The sequence below is a fragment of the Halorubrum distributum JCM 10118 genome (genome assembly GCF_000337335.1).
Lineage (GTDB): Archaea > Halobacteriota > Halobacteria > Halobacteriales > Haloferacaceae > Halorubrum > Halorubrum distributum.
In genome coordinates this window covers 213,234-232,040 of the sequence record NZ_AOJN01000049.1, presented here as the reverse complement: position 1 = coordinate 232,040, position 18,807 = coordinate 213,234, and the positions used below count along the sequence as shown (strand labels likewise).

The following is an 18,807-nucleotide window of genomic DNA, read 5'->3' as shown; positions in this document are numbered from 1 at the left end:
GCGGTCGGCGCGCGCGGAGCGCTACGACAGCTGCGCCGCGATGTCTGCTTCCGTGATGATCCCGACCGTCTCGCCGCCGTCGGTGACCATCACGGCCTTGTAGTGGTCCAGCAGGTTCCGGACCTCGTCGACGGTCGCAGACGGCGCGACCGTCGGGAACGACTCGCTCATCACCTCGCTGACCGGGTGGTCGCCGACGTTCTCGCCGGCGTGGACGACGTCGCCCTGGCTGATCGAGCCGACCGGCACGCCGTTCTGGAGGACCGGGAGCTGCGAGTACGCCTCCGCCTCCATCAGCTCGACCGCCCCGCTCACGGCGTCGTCCGGTGCGACGCTGATGACGGTCTCGTTCATCAGGTCGGTCGCGCGCACGACCTCGCCTTCGGCCTCTTGGAGGGCGTTGACGATACGACGGAGCGTCGAGAGCCGGGGATCGACGTCGCCGCCTTCGATCCGCGCGATGAGGGGCTGCGAGACGTCCGCGGCGTCGGCGAGTTCGCTCTGGGTCAGCTCCAGTCCGGTCCGGCGCTCGCGGAGGTCCTGTGGCGTCGGCAGTTCCATGCCGACTAATTACTTAGGGTTATTAGAAAAGCTTTCGGCACCGAGCCAACTCTCGCCGTCGAGTCGCGTCTATCGCGCCGCTTCCTCCTCGTCCTCGTCGGCCTCGGTCTCGAAGACGTCGATGACTTCGAGGGGGACGTCGCGGAGCGCGCCGCCGACCTCGCTTTTCGCGATCCGCTCGGCGTGCTCCTCGCTGTCGGCGTTGAAGACGTCGATCTCGAGGAGGAGTCCGACCAGCGCCGTGTTCGCCGCGAGGAACGCGGCGTCGAACGGCTCGCCGCAGGCCGGACAGCCGGTGACGCCGGGCTCGACCTCGACGTACTGCTTGTCCGTCTCGTTGAGTCGCTTGCCGGCCTCGCTGACCGCGACGCCGATGGCGTCGTCGGTCTCCTCGACGTCACGGACCAACCAGGCTGCTTCCATCGCGACTTCGTAGTTGCTCATATCCGAGCGGAGGGGCCGCAGGGTTTCTTGTCTTGTGGTTCGCCCGCGGTCGGCGGAGCCGCTTCCGGCTGGCCGACCGGCGGCGAGACGCGCCTTACAGCCGGTCGACGATCGCCGCGGTGACCTCGTCGGTCGTCGCCGAGCCGCTGAGGTCGCCGGTGCGCGGACCGTCGGAGAGCACGCCCTCGACCGCGTCGCGCACCCGCTGGCCCTCCTCGACGTGGCCGAGGTACTCCAGCAGCATGGCCGCCGAGAGGATCGCGGCCGTCGGGTTCGCGACCCCCTCGCCCGCGATGTCGGGCGCCGTGCCGTGGACCGGCTCGAACAGCGCGTTGTCGTGGCCGACGTTCGCCGACGGGAGCAGGCCGAGCCCGCCGACCAGCCCGGCTGCCAGGTCGGAGAGCACGTCGCCCGCGAGGTTCGGGCAGACGATCACGCCGTACTGCGTCGGGTCGAGCGGGAGCTTCGTCGCGAACGCGTCCATCAGCTCCTCGTCGGCGTCGACGCCGCGCTCCTCGGCGACCGCGAGCACCTCCTCGCGGAACAGACCGTCCGTCTCGCGCATCACGTTCGCCTTGTGCGCGACGGTGAACCCCTCGTCGGGGTTGCCCGCGGGACCGCGCCCGTCCGCGACGAACTCGCAGGCGTACTCGGCCAGCTCGCGCGAGGCCGACGAGGTGACGACCCGGGTCAGCGTCGAGAGGTCGTCCGACAGGCGGTCCTCGTGGCCGGCGTAGACGCCCTCGGTGTTCTCGCGGAGGAAGACCACGTCCGTCTCCGGCCGGAGCGCGTCGACGCCGGGGTACGCCCTCGCGGGCCGGACGTTGACGAACGAGTCGACCGCCTCGCGCAGCGGGAGGATGACGTCGGCGGCGGTCTCGCCGGCCGCGCCGAACAGCGTCGCGTCCGCGTCGGCCGCGAGATCGTACGTCTCCGCCGGGAGCGCCTCGCCGGTCGCCTCCTTCGTCGCGTCGCCCGCGTCCGCCTCGACGAACTCGAAGTCGACGGGAAGCGCCTCCAGCACCTCGACGGCGGCGGGGACGACCTCGCGGCCGATCCCGTCGCCCTCGATGACGACGACCTCGTGGCTCACGCGTCGTCCCCCGGGATGTCCTCGTCAGGAACGTACGGCAGCGACCGGGCGGTCTCGCGGACCGCGCCGGCGTTCGCGCCCATCAGCGCCGTGGTGTCCCAGACGCCCTCGACGAGCGCCTTCCGCTGCGCGTCGTGAACCTCCGCGTCGATCACGGTGTCGCCGTAGGTGACCGTCTCCTCGGCCACGTCGATGTCGATCTCGGCGTCGGGGTTGGCCTCGACGTAGTCCTGTAGCGCCTCGATGTCGGCCTGGTCGGCCGTGACCGTCGGAACCCCGAGCGCGAGGCAGTTGCCCGCGAAGATTTCCGCGAACGACTCGCCGACGACCGCGTCGATCCCCCACCGCATCAGCGCCTGCGGGGCGTGCTCACGGGAGGAGCCGCAGCCGAAGTTGGCGTTGACGACCAACACGTTCGCGCCTTTGTACTTCTCCTCGTTGAACGGGTGGTCCTTCTCGTTGTCCTCGTCGTCGAACCGCTGGTCGAAGAAGGAGAACTGGCCCAGCCCGTCGAAGGTGACGACCTTCATGAACCGCGCCGGGATGATCTGGTCGGTGTCGATGTCGTTGCCCCGGACCGGAATCCCGGTGCCGGTGACCTCGGTGACCTTCTCCGCCGGCGCCTCGCCGTCGCTGAACTCGGGCGAGCTCATACGGTCGCCACCTCCTCCATCTCGCGAACGTCGGTGACCTCGCCGGTCACCGCCGCGGCCGCGACCATGATCGGACTCATCAGCACGGTGCGCCCGTCCTTCGAGCCCTGCCGGCCGACGAAGTTCCGGTTCGACGAGGAGGCGCTCGCCTCGTCGCCCTCCAGCTGGTCGTCGTTCATGCCGAGACACATCGAACAGCCGGGCTCGCGCCAGTCGAAGCCGGCCTCCGTGAAGACCTCGTCGAGGCCCTCGGCTTCGGCGGCGTCGCGGACACGCTGGCTGCCGGGGACGACCATCGCGCGCACGTCGTCGTCGACCTCGCGTCCCTCGACGAACGCCGCGGCCTCGCGGAGGTCCTTCAGCCGAGCGTTGGTACACGAGCCGAGGAACGCCACGTCGATGTCGTACCCCTCCATCGTGTCGCCGGGCTCGACGCGCATGTGCTTCTGCGCGCGCCGCGCCGTGTCGCGGTCCTCCTCGGGCAGGTCGTCGGGGTCCGGGATCGGCTCCGTGATGCCCGCGGTCTGTCCGGGCGTGGTCCCCCACGTGACGGTCGGCTCGATAGCCGAACCGTCGATGGTGACCACGTCGTCGTACTCGGCGTCGTCGTCGGTCCGGATCGACTCCCAGTAGGGTTTCAGCCGCTCGAACTCGTCCGGGCTATCCGCGAACGCGTCCGTCTCCTTCAGCCACTCGTAGGTGGTCTCGTCGGGGTTGACGTACCCCGCGCGGGCGCCGCCCTCGATCGACATGTTACAGATGGACATCCGCCCCTCCATCCCGAGATCCTCGATGGCCTCGCCGGCGTACTCGTAGACGTAGCCGACGCCGCCGTCGGTCCCGAGCTTCCCGATGATCGTGAGGATGATGTCCTTCGCGGTGACGCCCTCGCCGAGCTCGCCCGTGACCTCGATTTTGCGGACCTTCTGTTTCTCCATGGCGACACAGCCCGTCGCCAGCACGTCGCGGATCTGCGAGGTACCGATGCCGAACGCCAGCGCGCCGAACGCGCCGTGCGTCGACGTGTGCGAGTCGCCGCAGACGATCGTCATGCCCGGCTGGGTGAGCCCCTGCTCCGGCCCGATGACGTGGACGATCCCCTGATCGCCGGAGTCCGGGTCGGAAAAGTCGATGCCCGAGCCGCGGACGTTCGATTCCAGCTCCGCCATCATGCTCTCGGCGGCCTCGTCGCGGTAGGGCCGGTCGCGGTTGCCCGTTGGCACGATGTGGTCGACCGTCGCGTGGGTGCGCTCCGGGAACGCGACCTCCTGTCCGCGCTCTTTCAGCATGCCGAACGCCTGCGGGCTGGTCACCTCGTGGACGAGATGGAGCCCGACGAACAGCTGGTCCTGTCCGGTGGGCAGCCGCGTCACCTTGTGGCGGTCCCACACCTTGTCGTACAGGGTCCCCTCGCTCATCGGGACTCACCCGCGTAGCACGCAGACCGAGCGGTCTCGTCGGTTCGGTTCGCGCCGCCGCCTACGCCCATCAGGCGGTCACCTCGGCGCTCTCCTCTTCCTCGTCTCCCGACTCCTCCCACGCGAACAGCCCGCGCAGCTCGTCGCCGACGGCCTCGATCTCGTGGTTCTTCTCCGCGTTCCGGAGCTGGGTGTAGGAGGGGCGTCCCGCCTGGTTCTCCGCGATCCACTCCCGGGCGAACTGGCCGTTCTGGACCTTCTCGAGCACTTCTTCCATGTTCTCGCGGGCGTGCTCGTCGACGACGACGTCGCCCTGCGTGAGCCCGCCGTACTCGGCGGTGTCCGAGACGGAGTCCCACATCTCGCCGAGCCCGCCCTCGTACATCAGGTCGACGATGAGCTTCAGCTCGTTGAGACACTCGAAGTACGCCATCTCCGGGGAGTAGCCGGCGTCGACCAGCGTCTCGTACCCCTGCTTCACGAGCGAGGTGACGCCGCCACAGAGGACGGCCTGCTCGCCGAACAGGTCGGTCTCCGTCTCCTCGCGGAACGACGTCTCGACGACGCCGGCGCGGGTACACCCGATCGCGGCCGCGTACGCGAGCCCCTCGTCGTGGGCGTCGCCGGTCGCGTCCTGGTACACCGCGAGCAGGCCGGGCGTCCCCTGGTCGTTCTCGTAGTTCCGGCGGACGAGGTGGCCCGGCGACTTCGGCGCGACCATCGTCACGTCGACGTCCTCGGGCGGCTGGATCTGGTTGTAGTGGATGTTGAACCCGTGGGCGAACTGGAGCGTGTCGCCCGCGTCGAGATTGGGTTCGATCGCGTTCTCGTACACGTCCGGCTGGACGGTGTCGGGGACGAGGACGCTCACCACGTCGGCCTCGGCGACCGCGTCCGCGGGGGTCTCCACGCGGAGCCCGTCGCTCTCGGCGGCGCTCCGGGAGGAGCTGTCCTCGCGGAGGCCGACGATCACGTCGACCCCGCTCTCGGAGAGGTTCTGCGCGTGCGCGTGGCCCTGCGAGCCGTAGCCGAGGACGGCCACCGTCTTGTGGGCGATCGCCTCCTCGTCCGCGTCGTCGTCGTAGTATACCGTCGAATTGAACGTCTGCGTGTCGTCTTCGGTCATGTGTATGGTGTAGGGTTTCTGTGTGTCCGCGTGTCAGTCGTCGTGCGTCGTCGGTTCGCCGGCCGTTCCGGGTTTCTCTCCTGGCGCCGTGGGGGTGTCGCCGCGCGCGAGGGCGGTCGGCCCGGTTCGCGCGATCTCGACGATGCCGAACCGGTCGAAGGCGCCGATGGCGTTGTCGATGCTCGCCTTGTCGCCGGTGAGCTCGACGGTGATCGTCTCCGGGCCGGCGTCGACCGTCCGGCCGTCGTACATCTCGGAGACGGCGTGGACCGCGGCGGGGTCGTCGGCCTCGACCTTCAGTAAGACGAGCTCGGAGGTGACCGCGTTGCCGGCGACCTCGCCGACCGAGATCACCGGCTTCAGTTTCGCCATCTGCTTTTCGATCTGGTCGATGCCCGGGTCCGTCTCCTCGACCACCATCGTGATCCGCGAGTGGCCGTCGACGGTCGTCGGGCCGACCGTGAGGCTCTCGATGTTGAACTGGCGCCGCGAGACGAGTCCGGAGACGCGCGCGAGCACGCCGGGCTCGTCCTCGACGAGCGCCGAGATGACCGCGCGCCGCGACTCGTGTTCGGCCTCGACCACGGGGTCGATCCGGATCCCTTCGAGGTTCCGGCGGCCCTCGGGGTGGTCGCGCTCGTCCGGCCCGGGCTGTTCGCCCGGGAGCGGCCGTGAGTCGGCGTCGGGGGTCACGCGCGAGTCGCCGCCGTCGCCGGAGGCGTCGCCGCTCATAGCTGGTCCTCCGCGGCCGCGAACTTCCCGTTCGCGCCGCCGCTCGGCACCATCGGCAGGACGTTCTCCTCGGGGTCGACGTGGAAGTCGACCACGGCCGGCCCCTCGTAGTCGAGCGCCTCCTCGACCGCGGGCGCGACCTCGTCGTAGTCGTCGACGCGCAGGCCGAGCGCGCCGAACGCCTCCGCGAGCTTGTCAAACTCGGGCATCCACGTGTAGTCGGAGGCCATGTGGCGCCCCTCGTAGAAGGCGTCCTGCCACTGCCGGACCATGCCGATGTACTCGTTGTTGAGCACGGCGATGGTGACGTCCAGCTCCTCGCGGACGGCCACCGACAGCTCCTGCATCGTCATCAGGAAGGAGCCGTCGCCGTCGAAACACACCACGTCGCGGTCCTCTTCACCCATCGTGTCGGCCGCGACGCGCGCGCCGACCGCTGCGGGCACGCCGTACCCCATCGTGCCGAGGCCGTGCGAGGAGACCCACGTCCGGGGCTCCGTGTACGTCCAGAACTGCGAGGCCCACATCTGGTGTTGGCCGACGCCGGTCGTGACGACGGTGTCGTCGTCGGTCGCCTCGTCGAACGCCTCGACGACGAACTGCGGCTTCAGCGGCTCGTCGTCTGGCGTCGCGTACGTGAGCGGGTACGTCTCCCGCCACTCGGCACAGCGGTCGCGCCACGCCTCGGTGTCGGGCGCCTCGCGGACCGCCGCGGTTAGCTGGTCCAGCACGCGCCCGGCGTCGCCGATGAGCGGGTAGTCGGCGTGGACGTTCTTCGAGATCTCCGCGGGGTCGATGTCGACGTGGATCACCTCGGCCTCGGGCGCGAACGTGTCGATCCCGCCGGTGAGCCGGTCGTCGAACCGCGTGCCGACCGCGATCAGGCAGTCGGTGTGGGTGATCGCGAGGTTCGCGTAGCCGGTACCGTGCATCCCCGCCCACGAGAGGCAGAGGTCGTCGTCCTCGGGGAACGAGCCGATGCCCGGCATCGTCGTCGTCACCGGGATGTCGTAGCTCCGGGCGAACGTCCGCGCCTCGTCGCTCGCGTCGGCCTTGATGACGCCGCCGCCGAACAGGCAGACGGGTCGCTCGGCGGACTCGATGGCGCGCGCGGCTTTCTCGACCGCGTCGGCGTCGGCGTTCGGGTCGGGGTCGGTCCCCGCCGGCGGCGCCGCGGGCCCGGGCGTCCGGTCGGTCTCGTCCTGCGTGACGTCCTTCGGGAGGTCGACGAGCGTCGGGCCGGGGCGTCCCGCCCGCGACAGCTCGAACGCCTCGCCGACGGTGTCGCCGACGGTGTCCGCGCCGCCCGCGAAGTAGTTGTGCTTCGTGATGGGGCGGGTGACGCCGACCGTGTCGGTCTCCTGGAACGCGTCGTTGCCGACGAACTCGGTCGGGACCTGGCCGGTCAGCGCCAGCATGGCGTCCGAGTCCATGTCGGCGTCGGCGATTCCGGTGACGAGGTTCGTCGCGCCCGGGCCGGAGGTGGCCATACAGAGCCCCGGCTCGCCGGCGACGACGCCGTACGCGTCGGCGGCGTGGGCGGCGCCCTGCTCGTGGGCCATCGTCACGTGCCGGATCGAGGAGTCGTACAAGGCGTCGTAGACGGGCATGATCGCGCCGCCCTGAACGCCGAAAGCGGTCTTCGCGCCCGCGGCCTCGAGGGCGGCGACGACCGACTCGGCGCCGGTCGAGACGGCGCCCGCGGTCTGTCCCTCGTCCGGGTCGGTCGGCTCGTCCGTCGCGGCCGACGAGTCGTCGGACTCGTCGCCGTCGGATCGCGGCTGTGCTGCTGTGTCGCTCATTGTCGTGGTGGTGTGCGGTGTGGCATCTGGCGGGTTGTCGTGTCGGTCGCTGCGAACGCGGGACGAACGGGCGAACGCTCCACGCGTGGGAAACGGCCCGGCCGCCGGCGTTCGGCGGTGCGTCGCGTCGGTGAGGAAAGGGTGGTGTAGGGGGTTATACCCCTACAATGATCGGCGCGACGGCTCCCGGGACGCTCGCGCGCGCCGCGGCCGTGGTGTGCCGTCGCATCTCGCCCGGAGCAACGCGACCGGGGTATAAATTCCTGTCGGGCAACGCGGCGCGGCGCGCGGCGACGGGCGCTGCGGCCTCGACGCGGCTCCCGGTCAGAGTGCTCCCGCGACCGCGAACGCGGTCGCTCGGGGTGCGATCCGGTCGGGGAGGAGGCCATCAGACCCGGACCTCCTCCTCGCGCGCGACGCCCGCCTCCTCGGCGAACCGCTCGACGTCGCCGGCGGTCACCTGCCGCTTGCCGGCGCCGTACTCCTTGACCCGCTTCGTGATCGACCGGACCTCGCTGTCCGTCGGGTCGAAGCCGGCCTCCACCAGGTGCTTGCGCACGCTGTGCGTGCCGGTGTGTTTGCCCAGCACGAACTCGCGCTCGGCGCCCACCATCTCCGGGGTCATCACGCCGGTCTCGAACGTGTCGCTGTTCTCGATGACGCCGGCGGCGTGGATGCCCGACTCGTGGGCGAACGCGTTCCGCCCGGTGACGGGCTTGTTCGCGGGCACCGGGATGTCCGAGGCCTCCTCGACGATCCGGGCCAGCTTGGTGATCTGGGTCGTGTCGATGCCGGTGTCGACGCCGTACACCGACTCGACCGCCATGACGACCTCCTCGTAGGCGGCGTTGCCGGCGCGCTCGCCGATCCCGTTGACCGACACCTGCGCCTGCTCAGCGCCGTTCTCGAAGCCCATGACCGCGTTCGCCGCGGCCATGCCGAAGTCGTCGTGGGTGTGGACGTCGACGCGGGCGTCGGTCGCCTCCACGACGGCGTTGACCGTCTCGCCGAAGCTGGTCGGCATCCCCACGCCGCAGGTGTCGGGGATGTTGATCCAGTCGGTGCCGGCGTCGGAGACGGCCTCGACGATGTCGATCAGGTAGTCCGGGTCCGTCCGGGTGGCGTCCATCGGCGAGAACATGCACTCGACGCCGGCGTCTTTCACCTGCTCGACGGCGTCGACCGCGCGCTGTTTCGCCTCCTCGCGGGTCGCGTGCATCGAGTCCTCCAGCTGAACGTCGCTGGTGGAGACGAACACGTGGACCATCTCGACGCCGGAGTCGATCGCGGCGTCGATGTCGCCCTCGACCACCCGCGCCAGCCCGCAGACGGTGGTGTCCGTCGCGGCGGCGATGTCGCTGACGGCCTCGAACTCCGCGTCCGAGTTGACCGGGAACCCCGCCTCGATGACGTGGGTGTTCATGTCGTCCAGCGTCGCCGCTATGCGGCGTTTCTCATCGTAACTGAACGACGTACGTGGTGACTGTTCTCCGTCTCGCAGGGTCGTGTCGAAGATCCTGACAGGACCTATATCGACGTTAGAAGCTATCGTGCCCTGGAAGAACTCGATCCGCCGGGGTGTCCGACGAAGCCTCCGTGATGTCTGTCATCGGTTCACGACAAGACGGTCGGGTACTTAACGGTTTGGACGATCGCAAAATCGATGCGGACCGGCAGTTCGGGCCGACGCACGATTTGAGCAAGAAATCGCACGACTGCGGCCGTGTCAATACACCTTAAAGAGGTTATACACACACCAGTGATCCGGCGCGTATTCCGATCCGGAACTCGATTAATAAGCCGGATCGACGTTCGTTTCGTTCGGACTGCGGCCGGCGCGCGATGCGTGCCAGCCATCCGCACTGTCGGAGCGCGGACGTCGCTACCGCCCGAGCGCCGCCGTCACCTCGCGCCGGAGCGCGACCAAGTCCGGGGCCGCCCGCTCGCGAGGACGGTCGACATCGACGTCGACGACCGCCTCCACCGTGCCCGGCTGCCCACCGAGCACGACGACGCGGTCAGCGAGGTAGACGGCCTCCTCGACGTCGTGGGTGACGAGGACGACCGTGGTCCCGCGCGCCTCCCACACGTCGAGCAGGTGGTCCTGCTGGTCCGCCTTAGTCAGCCGATCGAGCGCCGAGAACGGCTCGTCGAGCAGCAGTACCGAGGGGTCGTACGCCAGCCCTCGCGCGAGCGCGACGCGCTGTGCCATCCCGCCGGAGAGCTCGTCCGGATGGCTGTCGGCGAACCCGTCGAGCCCGACCGTCTCGATCAGGTCGCCGACGAGCTCGCGGGCCGCCGGAGCGTCCGGGTCGACGTCGGCCGGGAGCCCGACCGCGACGTTCTCGCGCAGGTCCGCCCAGTCGAGCAGCCGCGGCTCCTGGAACACCATCCCGACGGCGTCGCTGCCGCCGTCGCGGACGTCGGTCCCGTCGACCGCGACGCGCCCGCCGAACTCCGCTTCGAGCCCCGAGAGCACGCGCAGCAGCGTCGACTTCCCGCAGCCCGACGGGCCGACGACGGCGACGAACTCGCCGTCCGCGACCGCGAGGTCGACGCCGTCGAGCGCGACCGTGTCGTCGTACCGCTTCCGGAGGTCGTCGACCGCGAGGACGGGGTCCGCTTCGGCGGACGCGCCGTCCGCGTCAGCGGCCGCCGGTGAGACGTTCGCGTCACCGTCCGACGACACGGTCTCTCACCTCCTTCACCGCGAGATCCGAGCAGTTGCCGAGGAAGGCGAAAAGCAGGATCGACCCCACGATGATGTCGGGCCGCGCGAGGGTCCGCCCGTCGCTGAGCAGGAACCCGACCCCCTGGCTCGCCGCGATCAGCTCGGCGGCGACCACGAACATCCACGCCAGTCCGACGCCGCCGCGGATCCCGACGAGCAGGTCGGGGAGCGCGGCCGGGAACACGACCCGGCGCAGCGACTCGACGCGCCCGAGGTCGTACACCTCGGCGACCTCCAACAGCTCCTCGTCGACCGCCGCGATCCCCGTCGAGAGGTTGAGGTACACCGGGAAGAACGCGCCGACGGCGATGAGCAGCACCTTCGCGGTCTCGCCGATGCCGAACCAGAGCAGGAACAGCGGCACCCACGCCAGCGACGGGATGTTCTTCAGGCTCTGGAGCAGGGGGTCGAGCAGGTCGCTCGCCGTCCGCGAGAGCCCGGTCGCGGTCCCGAACAGGATGCCGACGACGATCCCGAGGCCGGCGCCGAGGACGACGCGCTGGACCGTGATCGCGACGTGACCCCACAGCTCGCCGGAGGCGGCCAGCCCGTACAGCGTCTCGGCCACCCGCAGCGGCGTCGGCAGCTGATACGCCGGGAAGACGCCGGTCGCGACGGAGAGGTGCCAGACGCCGACGAGCGCGGCGGGGACGAGCAGCCCGAGCAGGGGGCGGAACCGCCTCGCGGCGGGGAGGGGAACCGGCCCGAGGCCGTGAGACTCGGCGCCGCGGGTCGACCCGTCGGTCGCCGACCCGCGGCCGGAGTCGGAGTCGCGGGAGACGTCCGACTCCCGGCGGGTGTCGGCGGCCATCTCAGACGACCTCGCTCGCGAACTCGGCGTCGATCAGCTCGTCGACGTTGCCGGCGGGGTCGGCGTCGTCGGTCACGAGGCCCTCGCGTTCGAGGATCGGCGAGAGGTCGGAGAGGAGTTCGCGGTGCGGCTCGCCGGGGATCGGCTCGGAGAGGTCGTTCCGCTGGGTGAACACGCGCTCCGCGACCGGCGCCGACATCTCGGAGGCGTCGGCGAGGATCCCCGCGGTTTCCTCGGGGTTCTCGATCGCCCACTCGCGGCCGCGCTCGTACGCCTCGAGGACGCGCGTCGCGTCCTCGGTGCGGTCCGCGAGGAACCCGTCGAGGAAGTTCAGGAAGCCGTAGGTGTTGTACCGCGGCTCGCGGAAGAACAGCTCTGCCCCCTCGTGCTCGAGCTCCAGCTCGGCCATGTGCGGGTCGAGCCCGGCCCACGCGTCGACGTCGCCGCGGACCAGCGCGGACTGTCCCTCCGGGTGCTGGAGGTTGACGACCTCGACGTCGTCCTCGCTCAGCCCGGCGTCGCCCAGCGCCTGAAGCAGGAAGAAGTACGGGTCGGTCCCGCGGGTCGCGGCGACCCGCTTCCCCTCGAGGTCCGCGACCGACTCGATCCCGGTCTCCTCGAAGGTGACGAGCGCCGTCCACTCCGGCTCCGAGTAGACGTACGGCGTCGTGATCGGGACGCCGTTCGTGCGGGCCATCAGCGCCGCGATACCGGCGGTCGAGGAGACGTCGGCCTCCCCGCTCTGCGCGTACTCGTTCGCCTGGTTGCTCCCGAGGCTCAACACCCACTCGACGTCGGTGCCGGTGTCGGCGAACGCCTCCCCGAGCCAGCCCTTCTCGCGCAACACGAGACTGACCGGGTTGTAGTACGCGTAGTCGACCGTCACCGTCCCCGATTCGCTCCCGCCCCCGACGCAGCCGGCGACGAGCGAGCCGCCGATCGCCGCGCCGGTACCGCGCAGGAATTGTCTTCGCTCCATCGTGACTCTCCGTACCGGTGCCATTCATAAGGAGATATGGCTATGGAGAATATTCAGCTACGGCTATGATGTTCCAAGGTTATTTAATTTCACCAACGGGTACGATTCACAGGGGCATCGACCGACGCCTCACGGCGCCTGACGGCCCGCCGCGCGTTTCGAGGCCGGCCTCACGCACCGGCGAAGGGGTTCGGCTCGCGTTCCGGGTGCCGGATCATGTTGCTGGTTGTTCGCGTCGCCGGCGCCGACGCGAGGGAGAAACGGCGCCCGCGCCGCCCGATCGGTCCGCTGCCGCGGCTACATCCCCATGTCGGCGGCGGCGTCCGGCACCGGGAGGTCGGGGACCGCGACGCCGAGGAGCTCCGCGGCGTGGTCGAGCGCCATGTCGAACCCGTAGTACCGCTCCAGCTCGTCGCCGTCGGGGCCGGACCGGACCTTCAGCATGGCGTACCCCTCGGCGTTCTGCGCAACTGTCGCTTCGCGGCCGTCTCGCGAGAAGGTGAGCAAGCGTTCGCCGCCCGTCTCCTCGTAGCGGGCCGCGACGCCGTTCGCCGTCACTGTCTCCGTGTCGGTCATACGCTTGGTAGGGGCCGATCCCTGTCGAATCTGTCGGTCGCTATCGGGGATCCCAGCCGTGGAACTCCGTCCCCGGCTCCAGTTCGAGGTCGAACGCGTCGATCATCCCGCCGAGCGCGTCGTACCCCCGTGCGGCCGCGGCGATACCGACGACCGTCTCGTCGTCGTACAGCGCCGCGACCTCGTCGTGCGCGATCGCGTCGACCTCGCCGCGGACGACCGCCAGCGCGTACGCGATCAGGGTCGTCTCCTCGTCGCCGAAGGGCGATCGGTTCCCGCTCCCGAGCGCCGCGATCTCGTCGTCGTCGATCCCGACGCCGCGGGCGATGTTGACGTGCTGGTGCCACTCGTAGCGGTTCCCGGTCTCGCTGGTGACCGCCAGGATGACGAGTTCGCGCTCCCGGTCCGTGAGGCCGCTGTCGGTCCACAGCGACCCGAGGAACGACCGGAGCCCCGCCAACACCTCGGGGTTGTTGCCGATCGACTGGTACACGTGGAGCGGTTTGCCCTGGAGCGACGACTCCAGGAGGTCCTCGTACTCGTCCGGCACGTCCGTCGCCTCGGCGTAGGGAACGCGGGCCATGGCGAGCGGTCGCGCCCGCGGGGGATAGGTGTACGCGACTCGGTATCGTTCGCCGCGATCGGTACGTCGTTGGCCGCGGCCGGTACGTCGCTGGCCGCGACCGGTATCGACGCGGCCGGTCGGGCCCGTTCCGTGGCGCCGGCGGCGCGGTGTCGCACCGATCCGCGATGGCAAGGTTAAGGGACGCCACGCACCAACTTGCGACAATGAGTACCGAGGTGACCCGCCGGCGGGCGTGGGTGATGGCCGCGCGTCCCCAGACGCTCCCTGCCGCGGCCGCACCGGTGATCGTCGGCGTCGGGCTGGCGCTCGCGGACGGGGTGTTCGCCCCGCTGCCCGCGCTCGCGGCGCTCGTCGGCGCGGCGCTGATCCAGGTCGGCACGAACTTCGCGAACGACTACTACGACGCGATCCAGGGCGCCGACACCGACGACCGAGAGGGGTTCACGCGCGTCGTCGCCAGCGGCCTCATCGAGCCGGCCGAGGTGAAGCGGGCGATGTGGCTCACCTTCGCGGCCGCGATCCTCGTGGGGACCTACCTCGTCGCCGTCGGCGGCGTCCCGATCCTCGTGATCGGGCTCGCCTCCGTCGCGGCCGGGATCGCCTACACCGGCGGGCCGTACCCGCTCGGCTACCACGGTCTCGGCGACCTCTTCGTGTTCGTCTTCTTCGGCGTGATCGCGGTGACGGGGACGTACTACGTCCAGGCCGCCGCGCTCCTCTCCGGGTGGTTCCCGCTCGGAGTGCCAGGCGGGACGGTCACGGTCGCGGCGGTCGTCGCGAGCCTCCCGATCGCCGGCCTGTCGACGAACATCCTCGTCGTCAACAACCTCCGCGACCGCGAGGAGGACGCCGCGACGGGCAAGCGCACGCTCGCCGTCCGGTTCGGCTACCGCTTCGCCCGCGCCGAGTACCTCGCGATGCTCGCCGTCGCCTACCTCGCCCCGCTGTGGTTCGTCGCGCGCGGCGAGGGCCTCGCGACGCTGCTCCCGCTCGTCACGCTCCCGCTGGCCGCGGTCGTCGCGCGGACGGTGCTGACCGAGACGTCCGGCGAGGCGCTCAACCCCGCGCTCGAATCGACCGGCAAACTGCTCGCGGCGTACGCCGCCGCGTTCGCCGTCGGCCTCGCGGTGTGACCGCCGACGACCCCCGTGGCCAGGGCCCGGTTCACGCGATGCGACGCCGGTCGTTCGCACTCGACCTGACCCGCCCGCTCGGCACCGCCCGCGGAGCGATCCGCCGGCGAGAGGGGTTCCTGATCGCGGTCGAACGCGGGAGCGACGGGGACGGCGCGGGGAGCGACGGGGACGGCGCGGGGAGCGACGGAGACGGCGCGGGGAGCGACGAGGACGGCGCGGTCGGCCTCGGGGAGGCGACCCCGCTCCCGGGCTGGACGGAGTCGCGCGAGGCCTGCGCGGCGGCGCTCGACGAACTCGACGGCCGAGCGATTCTCGGATCGATGCCGGACGCGGCGTCGACGCCGGCCGCGCGACACGGCGTCTCCCTCGCGCTCGCCGACGCCGCCGCCCGCGACGCGGAAGCGCGGCTCGCGGACCGGCTCGCGGACGAGGCCGGTGTAACCGCGACGCCCGCGGACGCAGTTCCGGTGAACGCGACCGTCGGGGACGGGTCGCCGGGCGAGACCGCTGCCGAGGCGAAGCGGGCGGTCGACGAGGGGTTCGACTGCCTCAAGCTGAAGGTCGGCGCCCGCGACGTCGACGCCGACGTCGAACGCGTCCGCGCGGTCCGCGAGGCCGTCGGTGACGCCGTTGCGCTCCGCGCCGACGCCAACGGCGCGTGGGACCGTGAGACGGCGCGGCGCGCGCTCGACGCGCTGGCCGACTTCGACCTCGCGTACGTCGAGCAGCCGCTCCCGGCGGACGACCTCGACGGGCTGGCGGCGCTTCGCGAGGGTGACCGTCCCGGACGACCGAGCGACGGAGTCCCGATCGCGGCCGACGAGTCGGTCGCCGGACGCGGGATCGACGCAGTGCTCGACGCGGGCGCCGCCGACGCGGTCGTGCTCAAGCCGATGGCGCTCGGCGGGCCCGACCGCGCGCTCGCGGTCGCGCTGCGGGCGCGGTCGGCCGGCGTCGACCCGGTCGTCACCACCACGATCGACGCCGTCGTCGCGCGGACGGCCGCCGTCCACGTCGCGGCCGCGATCCCCGACGTCTCCCCGTGCGGGCTCGCGACCGGGTCGCTGCTCGACGAGGACCTGGCGCCCGATCCCTGTCCGGTCGTGGACGGGCAGATCGCGGTCCCGACCGGTCCGGGGCTCGCGGGCGGCGCGTTCGAGGACCTGCGACGGTGGTAACGGGCTCGGCTCGGGCGCGGCCCGGGCTTGGCTCGGGCGCGGTCCGGGCGACCGCGGACGCGGCTCGCCGCAGGGGGACGGACTTTTCACCGCGACCGGCGAACGGAGGCGTATGAGCGAGTGGACCGACGCCATCGTCGGCGAGCGGATGACCGTCGACAACCAGTTCAACGAGCGCGTCGCCGCGTCGCGCTTCTCCAGCCAGGAGTGGGGACTAATCATGACGGCGACCGAGTTCGAGATCGAGAACGCCGACGACGCCGAGGCGGCGCGCGTCGTCGCGGACACGTCGAGCCTCCCCGCGATCATGCCCGAACTGGAGAACCTCCGGTCGCAGATGGCTGGGATGGGCGGCGCCCCCGGCGGCTCCGGCGACACCGGCGGGTCGGGCGGCGGCGTGGTCGACTCGATCAAAGGCGCGCTCGGGCTCGGCGGCGGGGGCGGATCCGGCGGTCCCTCGGACGAGGAGCTGGAGGCCGCAGAGCGGCTGGTTCAGGAGTACGCCGACGAGCTACAGGCGCACCTCGAGGAGGTCGGGAAGTGGGAGCAGGTCCGCGTCGCGTATCAGGAGTAGGCCGAGGACACCGGCGCGGATTGTCCCCCGTCGTTACTTCATGTCGCTGCCGCGAAACAGCGTCAGCTCCTCCGCCTCATAGATGCTGATGAGTTCGTTGACGATCTCGTCGTACTCCTCGTCATCGACCCGGAGCGCGTCCAGCCGCTCGACCGTCTCCTCGTCGAGGTGGATCTGGGGCATACGCGGCGGTTGGTCAGCCGGGGAATAAAAAATGTCGGCGGAAACGAGATCCCGAGAGTACGGCCTCTCAATCCTCCGGACTCGTTTTGCACGCGGATTCGGTTGATCTGACGTCTGACCGTCGGCTTCGGGCCATCGCAGTGATCTCATCCGGGGAGAGATCGTCGCTCCAGAGGACGAGTTCGTCCGAGAACTCAAGGACGGGTGACTTCTCGCTGTGTATCTCGAGAACCCCTGAAGCGTCAGTAGTCCCGGCCTCCACGCTCGTTCCGATCAGGAACGATTTCCGGTCGATGAAAACCCCGGTGAACCGGTACTCGCCCCCGATTAGCCCTTCGGTCGAGAGGAACGACCGGCAGCCCACGCGGTAGGTATCGTCCGCCTGTGAGTGGCAGGAATACAGTTGAGTCGGAAGTCCACGATCGACGGCGACCGCGGTCGACGGGTCACCGACGTAGCGGGCAGTCACGGGTCCGTCTCGAAGGCTCAGTTGAGTCGCGACTCCGATCGGGGAGCCCCCGGTGAGGAGTCCGATCATGGTCCGGAGTCGCTCCGGGGACACGCTGTCGCTGAGGTGAATCGCCCCCGCTCCCCCACGCTCGACCGCATCGACGCCGGCGGCGGTGTTCCTCGTTCCCTCGAACACGTTCAGTTTCGGTGCCTCGTCCCGTCCGTTGAGACGGAGCGAACCGTCGGCCTCAGTGATGCCGGCGGTCACCGAAGCCCCGCAGAAGACGATGTCGAGGTCGGGGTCGGACAGCGTCTCGACGACCGCGTCGCGAGACGGCGAACCGATCACGTCTAGCGACCCGATCCCGTCGAGTTCCGCGGGTTCGACCATCGACCCCCGAACGGATCGGGCACGTTTCTCGTCCTCGAAGAGGAACGCGACCGAGAGGGTGCCGCGCTCTGGGATCTGTCTCCGAAGTCGGTTCTCGTACGCGTCGGGGGATATCACGGATGCGCCCGCAGGAATCGGGTCCGCGTCCGGAGACGGAACCCGACTCGAACGAGAGGGGGCCGTCTTTCCCGGTCCCGATGAGGTGTTCGAAGGGCCGAAGGCGGACAGATCCGCTGCCGCCTGAGGCGACGTCGCGATCCCCACTGGCGCGTCCGACGCGGAGGGATCGGCGTCGCCCCGGACGCGGACCGGCGCGAGGACGTGAGCGAGGTGCGGCAGCAGTTCCGCGGACGCGGAGACAGGCCGGAGGACCGCCTCCGTTGGCCACGCCGGCAGATGAGGTTCGACCGTCTCGGGATCGACCTCTAGGTACTCCATCAGCCGCTCGCTCATGGATTGGTCGGCGAGGTTCGGCGGATAGAAGGGGAGATCGGGACCGACCGCGTCGTACTCGTACCGGTCCGACGGGACGTACCCCTCCGTCCGCGCGAGCGTGTCGAGGAAGAACCACGTTCGGAACAGTTCCGTGACCCGCTCTTCGAGCGCTTCCCCCTCTATCGGCAGCCGTTCCTCGTACCCCGTATCCAGTCGGATCGCCGGGGCGTCGCCCGTCACCATTCGAGCCCCGAGGTAGTACGACAGCGTCGAGAGCCGGTACACGTCGGCGTACGTCGGTCGGACGACTACCTCGACGCCCGTGTCGGGCACCGACAGCGGGCTCGGAACGTCGAGAGAGTCACCGCGCTCGATCCGAGGCGGATAACCGCGCAAGGTGGGCCACGACCGTTCCGGGGAGAACTCCTTGATCGACGATCCGAGCAGCGACACGACCTCGGTTAGAGCTACCGGGTCGTCGGGGACGGTGATCGTCGCCTCGGGGCGCGTGTGGAACGAGCGCGCACCGACCGAGACAGTCCGGGGGCGGTCGAACGAGATAGTGATCGGGCCGGGATCTCCGTCGCCGGTCGCTGCGATTTCGACGTCCGTCACGCGGATGAGTGTCTTCGTCACCCCGTTCACTTCGATACAGTACGAGCCGCGTTCGAGTTCTATCGAATCGCTGTGTCTGGCGACGTGGTCACCGTTAACGTCCCGGAAGACGATCGACGCGTAGTCGGGTATCACCAGCGACTCCGTCTCAAAACTGACCGCATCGTCGACCGGAGACGGAAACAGTTCGGGGAGCGCCGATGAGAGATCCGGCTCGCGGTCGACACGGAACTCCATCTCCTCGCCCTCGATCACGTCCCGGACGGTGAGCGTCGTCCCGTCGACCTCGAATTCGATGCGCCCCCCGGATGCCCCGTCGTTCACTGGATTAGT

Annotated in this window: 19 protein-coding genes; 3 read left to right on the top strand and 16 right to left on the bottom strand. The window is 70.1% G+C overall.

The window, feature by feature from the left end; all coding sequences use genetic code 11:
* Nucleotides 1-21: 21 nt before the first annotated feature.
* The 14 genes from C466_RS10065 to C466_RS10000 all read right to left on the bottom strand — a co-directional run bounded on the left by C466_RS10065 (nucleotide 22) and on the right by C466_RS10000 (nucleotide 13,509).
* Complete coding sequence (locus C466_RS10065) at nucleotides 22-561, bottom strand: CBS domain-containing protein (protein ID WP_004596278.1); 540 nt, start codon at nucleotides 559-561, stop codon at nucleotides 22-24.
* Between the two features lie 69 nt (nucleotides 562-630).
* Nucleotides 631-1,005 (bottom strand): DUF555 domain-containing protein, encoded by a 375-nt coding sequence (locus tag C466_RS10060; RefSeq protein ID WP_004596280.1) that lies wholly within the window; start codon nucleotides 1,003-1,005, stop codon nucleotides 631-633.
* 94 nt (nucleotides 1,006-1,099) lie between these two features.
* Nucleotides 1,100-2,098 (bottom strand): isocitrate/isopropylmalate dehydrogenase family protein, encoded by a 999-nt coding sequence (locus C466_RS10055; protein ID WP_004596282.1) that lies wholly within the window; start codon nucleotides 2,096-2,098, stop codon nucleotides 1,100-1,102.
* On the bottom strand, nucleotides 2,095-2,751 hold the full coding sequence (gene leuD, locus C466_RS10050) for a 3-isopropylmalate dehydratase small subunit (RefSeq protein ID WP_004596284.1): 657 nt from the start codon (nucleotides 2,749-2,751) through the stop codon (nucleotides 2,095-2,097). Before leuD ends, C466_RS10055 begins: the two co-directional genes overlap by 4 nt.
* Nucleotides 2,748-4,169 (bottom strand): 3-isopropylmalate dehydratase large subunit, encoded by a 1,422-nt coding sequence (gene leuC / locus C466_RS10045; protein ID WP_004596286.1) that lies wholly within the window; start codon nucleotides 4,167-4,169, stop codon nucleotides 2,748-2,750. Before leuC ends, leuD begins: the two co-directional genes overlap by 4 nt.
* A gap of 70 nt (nucleotides 4,170-4,239) precedes the next feature.
* Nucleotides 4,240-5,295, bottom strand: coding sequence for a ketol-acid reductoisomerase (ilvC, locus tag C466_RS10040; protein WP_004596287.1), 1,056 nt, complete (start codon nucleotides 5,293-5,295; stop codon nucleotides 4,240-4,242).
* Nucleotides 5,296-5,328: 33 nt separating this feature from the next.
* Entirely contained in the window at nucleotides 5,329-6,027 is a 699-nt protein-coding gene (gene ilvN / locus C466_RS10035; RefSeq protein ID WP_004596289.1) for an acetolactate synthase small subunit, read from the bottom strand.
* On the bottom strand, nucleotides 6,024-7,829 hold the full coding sequence (gene ilvB, locus C466_RS10030; protein ID WP_004596291.1) for a biosynthetic-type acetolactate synthase large subunit: 1,806 nt from the start codon (nucleotides 7,827-7,829) through the stop codon (nucleotides 6,024-6,026). Before ilvB ends, ilvN begins: the two co-directional genes overlap by 4 nt.
* Nucleotides 7,830-8,217: 388 nt before the next feature.
* A complete protein-coding gene (locus C466_RS10025) occupies nucleotides 8,218-9,399 on the bottom strand; it encodes a LeuA family protein (protein WP_449271997.1) in 1,182 nt (393 codons plus the stop codon).
* A 312-nt stretch (nucleotides 9,400-9,711) separates the two neighbouring features.
* Nucleotides 9,712-10,518: an ABC transporter ATP-binding protein gene (locus tag C466_RS10020; RefSeq protein WP_004596295.1), complete on the bottom strand. Its 807-nt coding sequence runs from the start codon at nucleotides 10,516-10,518 to the stop codon at nucleotides 9,712-9,714.
* A complete protein-coding gene (locus C466_RS10015) occupies nucleotides 10,502-11,371 on the bottom strand; it encodes an ABC transporter permease (protein WP_004596297.1) in 870 nt (289 codons plus the stop codon). The genes C466_RS10020 and C466_RS10015 overlap by 17 nt, the downstream gene beginning before the upstream one ends.
* Nucleotide 11,372: 1 nt before the next feature.
* The gene (locus tag C466_RS10010; RefSeq protein ID WP_004596299.1) at nucleotides 11,373-12,350 is read right to left on the bottom strand and encodes a substrate-binding domain-containing protein; all 978 of its coding nucleotides are present in this window, start codon (nucleotides 12,348-12,350) and stop codon (nucleotides 11,373-11,375) included.
* Between the two features lie 297 nt (nucleotides 12,351-12,647).
* A complete protein-coding gene (locus C466_RS10005; protein WP_004596301.1) occupies nucleotides 12,648-12,926 on the bottom strand; it encodes a DUF7111 family protein in 279 nt (92 codons plus the stop codon).
* Between the two features lie 40 nt (nucleotides 12,927-12,966).
* Nucleotides 12,967-13,509: a carboxymuconolactone decarboxylase family protein gene (locus C466_RS10000; protein ID WP_004596302.1), complete on the bottom strand. Its 543-nt coding sequence runs from the start codon at nucleotides 13,507-13,509 to the stop codon at nucleotides 12,967-12,969.
* 206 nt (nucleotides 13,510-13,715) lie between these two features.
* On the opposite strand from C466_RS10000, the gene C466_RS09995 reads away from it, so the two are divergent.
* The 3 genes from C466_RS09995 (at nucleotide 13,716) to C466_RS09985 (ending at nucleotide 16,400) form a co-directional block, all read left to right on the top strand.
* The gene (locus C466_RS09995; protein ID WP_049908352.1) at nucleotides 13,716-14,645 is read left to right on the top strand and encodes a 1,4-dihydroxy-2-naphthoate polyprenyltransferase; all 930 of its coding nucleotides are present in this window, start codon (nucleotides 13,716-13,718) and stop codon (nucleotides 14,643-14,645) included.
* Entirely contained in the window at nucleotides 14,642-15,826 is a 1,185-nt protein-coding gene (locus tag C466_RS09990) for a mandelate racemase/muconate lactonizing enzyme family protein (protein ID WP_004596304.1), read from the top strand. Before C466_RS09995 ends, C466_RS09990 begins: the two co-directional genes overlap by 4 nt.
* A 112-nt stretch (nucleotides 15,827-15,938) precedes the next feature.
* Nucleotides 15,939-16,400 carry a DUF5799 family protein gene (locus C466_RS09985; RefSeq protein ID WP_004596305.1) on the top strand — a complete coding sequence of 154 codons (462 nt, stop codon included), beginning with the start codon at nucleotides 15,939-15,941 and terminating at the stop codon, nucleotides 16,398-16,400.
* A 33-nt stretch (nucleotides 16,401-16,433) separates the two neighbouring features.
* Here the strand turns inward: C466_RS09985 and C466_RS17005 are convergent, their stop codons facing one another.
* Together C466_RS17005 and C466_RS09980 are read right to left on the bottom strand one after the other, a co-directional pair.
* On the bottom strand, nucleotides 16,434-16,583 hold the full coding sequence (locus tag C466_RS17005) for a DUF7557 family protein (protein ID WP_004596306.1): 150 nt from the start codon (nucleotides 16,581-16,583) through the stop codon (nucleotides 16,434-16,436).
* A 67-nt stretch (nucleotides 16,584-16,650) separates the two neighbouring features.
* A complete protein-coding gene (locus tag C466_RS09980) occupies nucleotides 16,651-18,798 on the bottom strand; it encodes a hypothetical protein (RefSeq protein ID WP_004596307.1) in 2,148 nt (715 codons plus the stop codon).
* Nucleotides 18,799-18,807 lie beyond the last annotated feature (9 nt).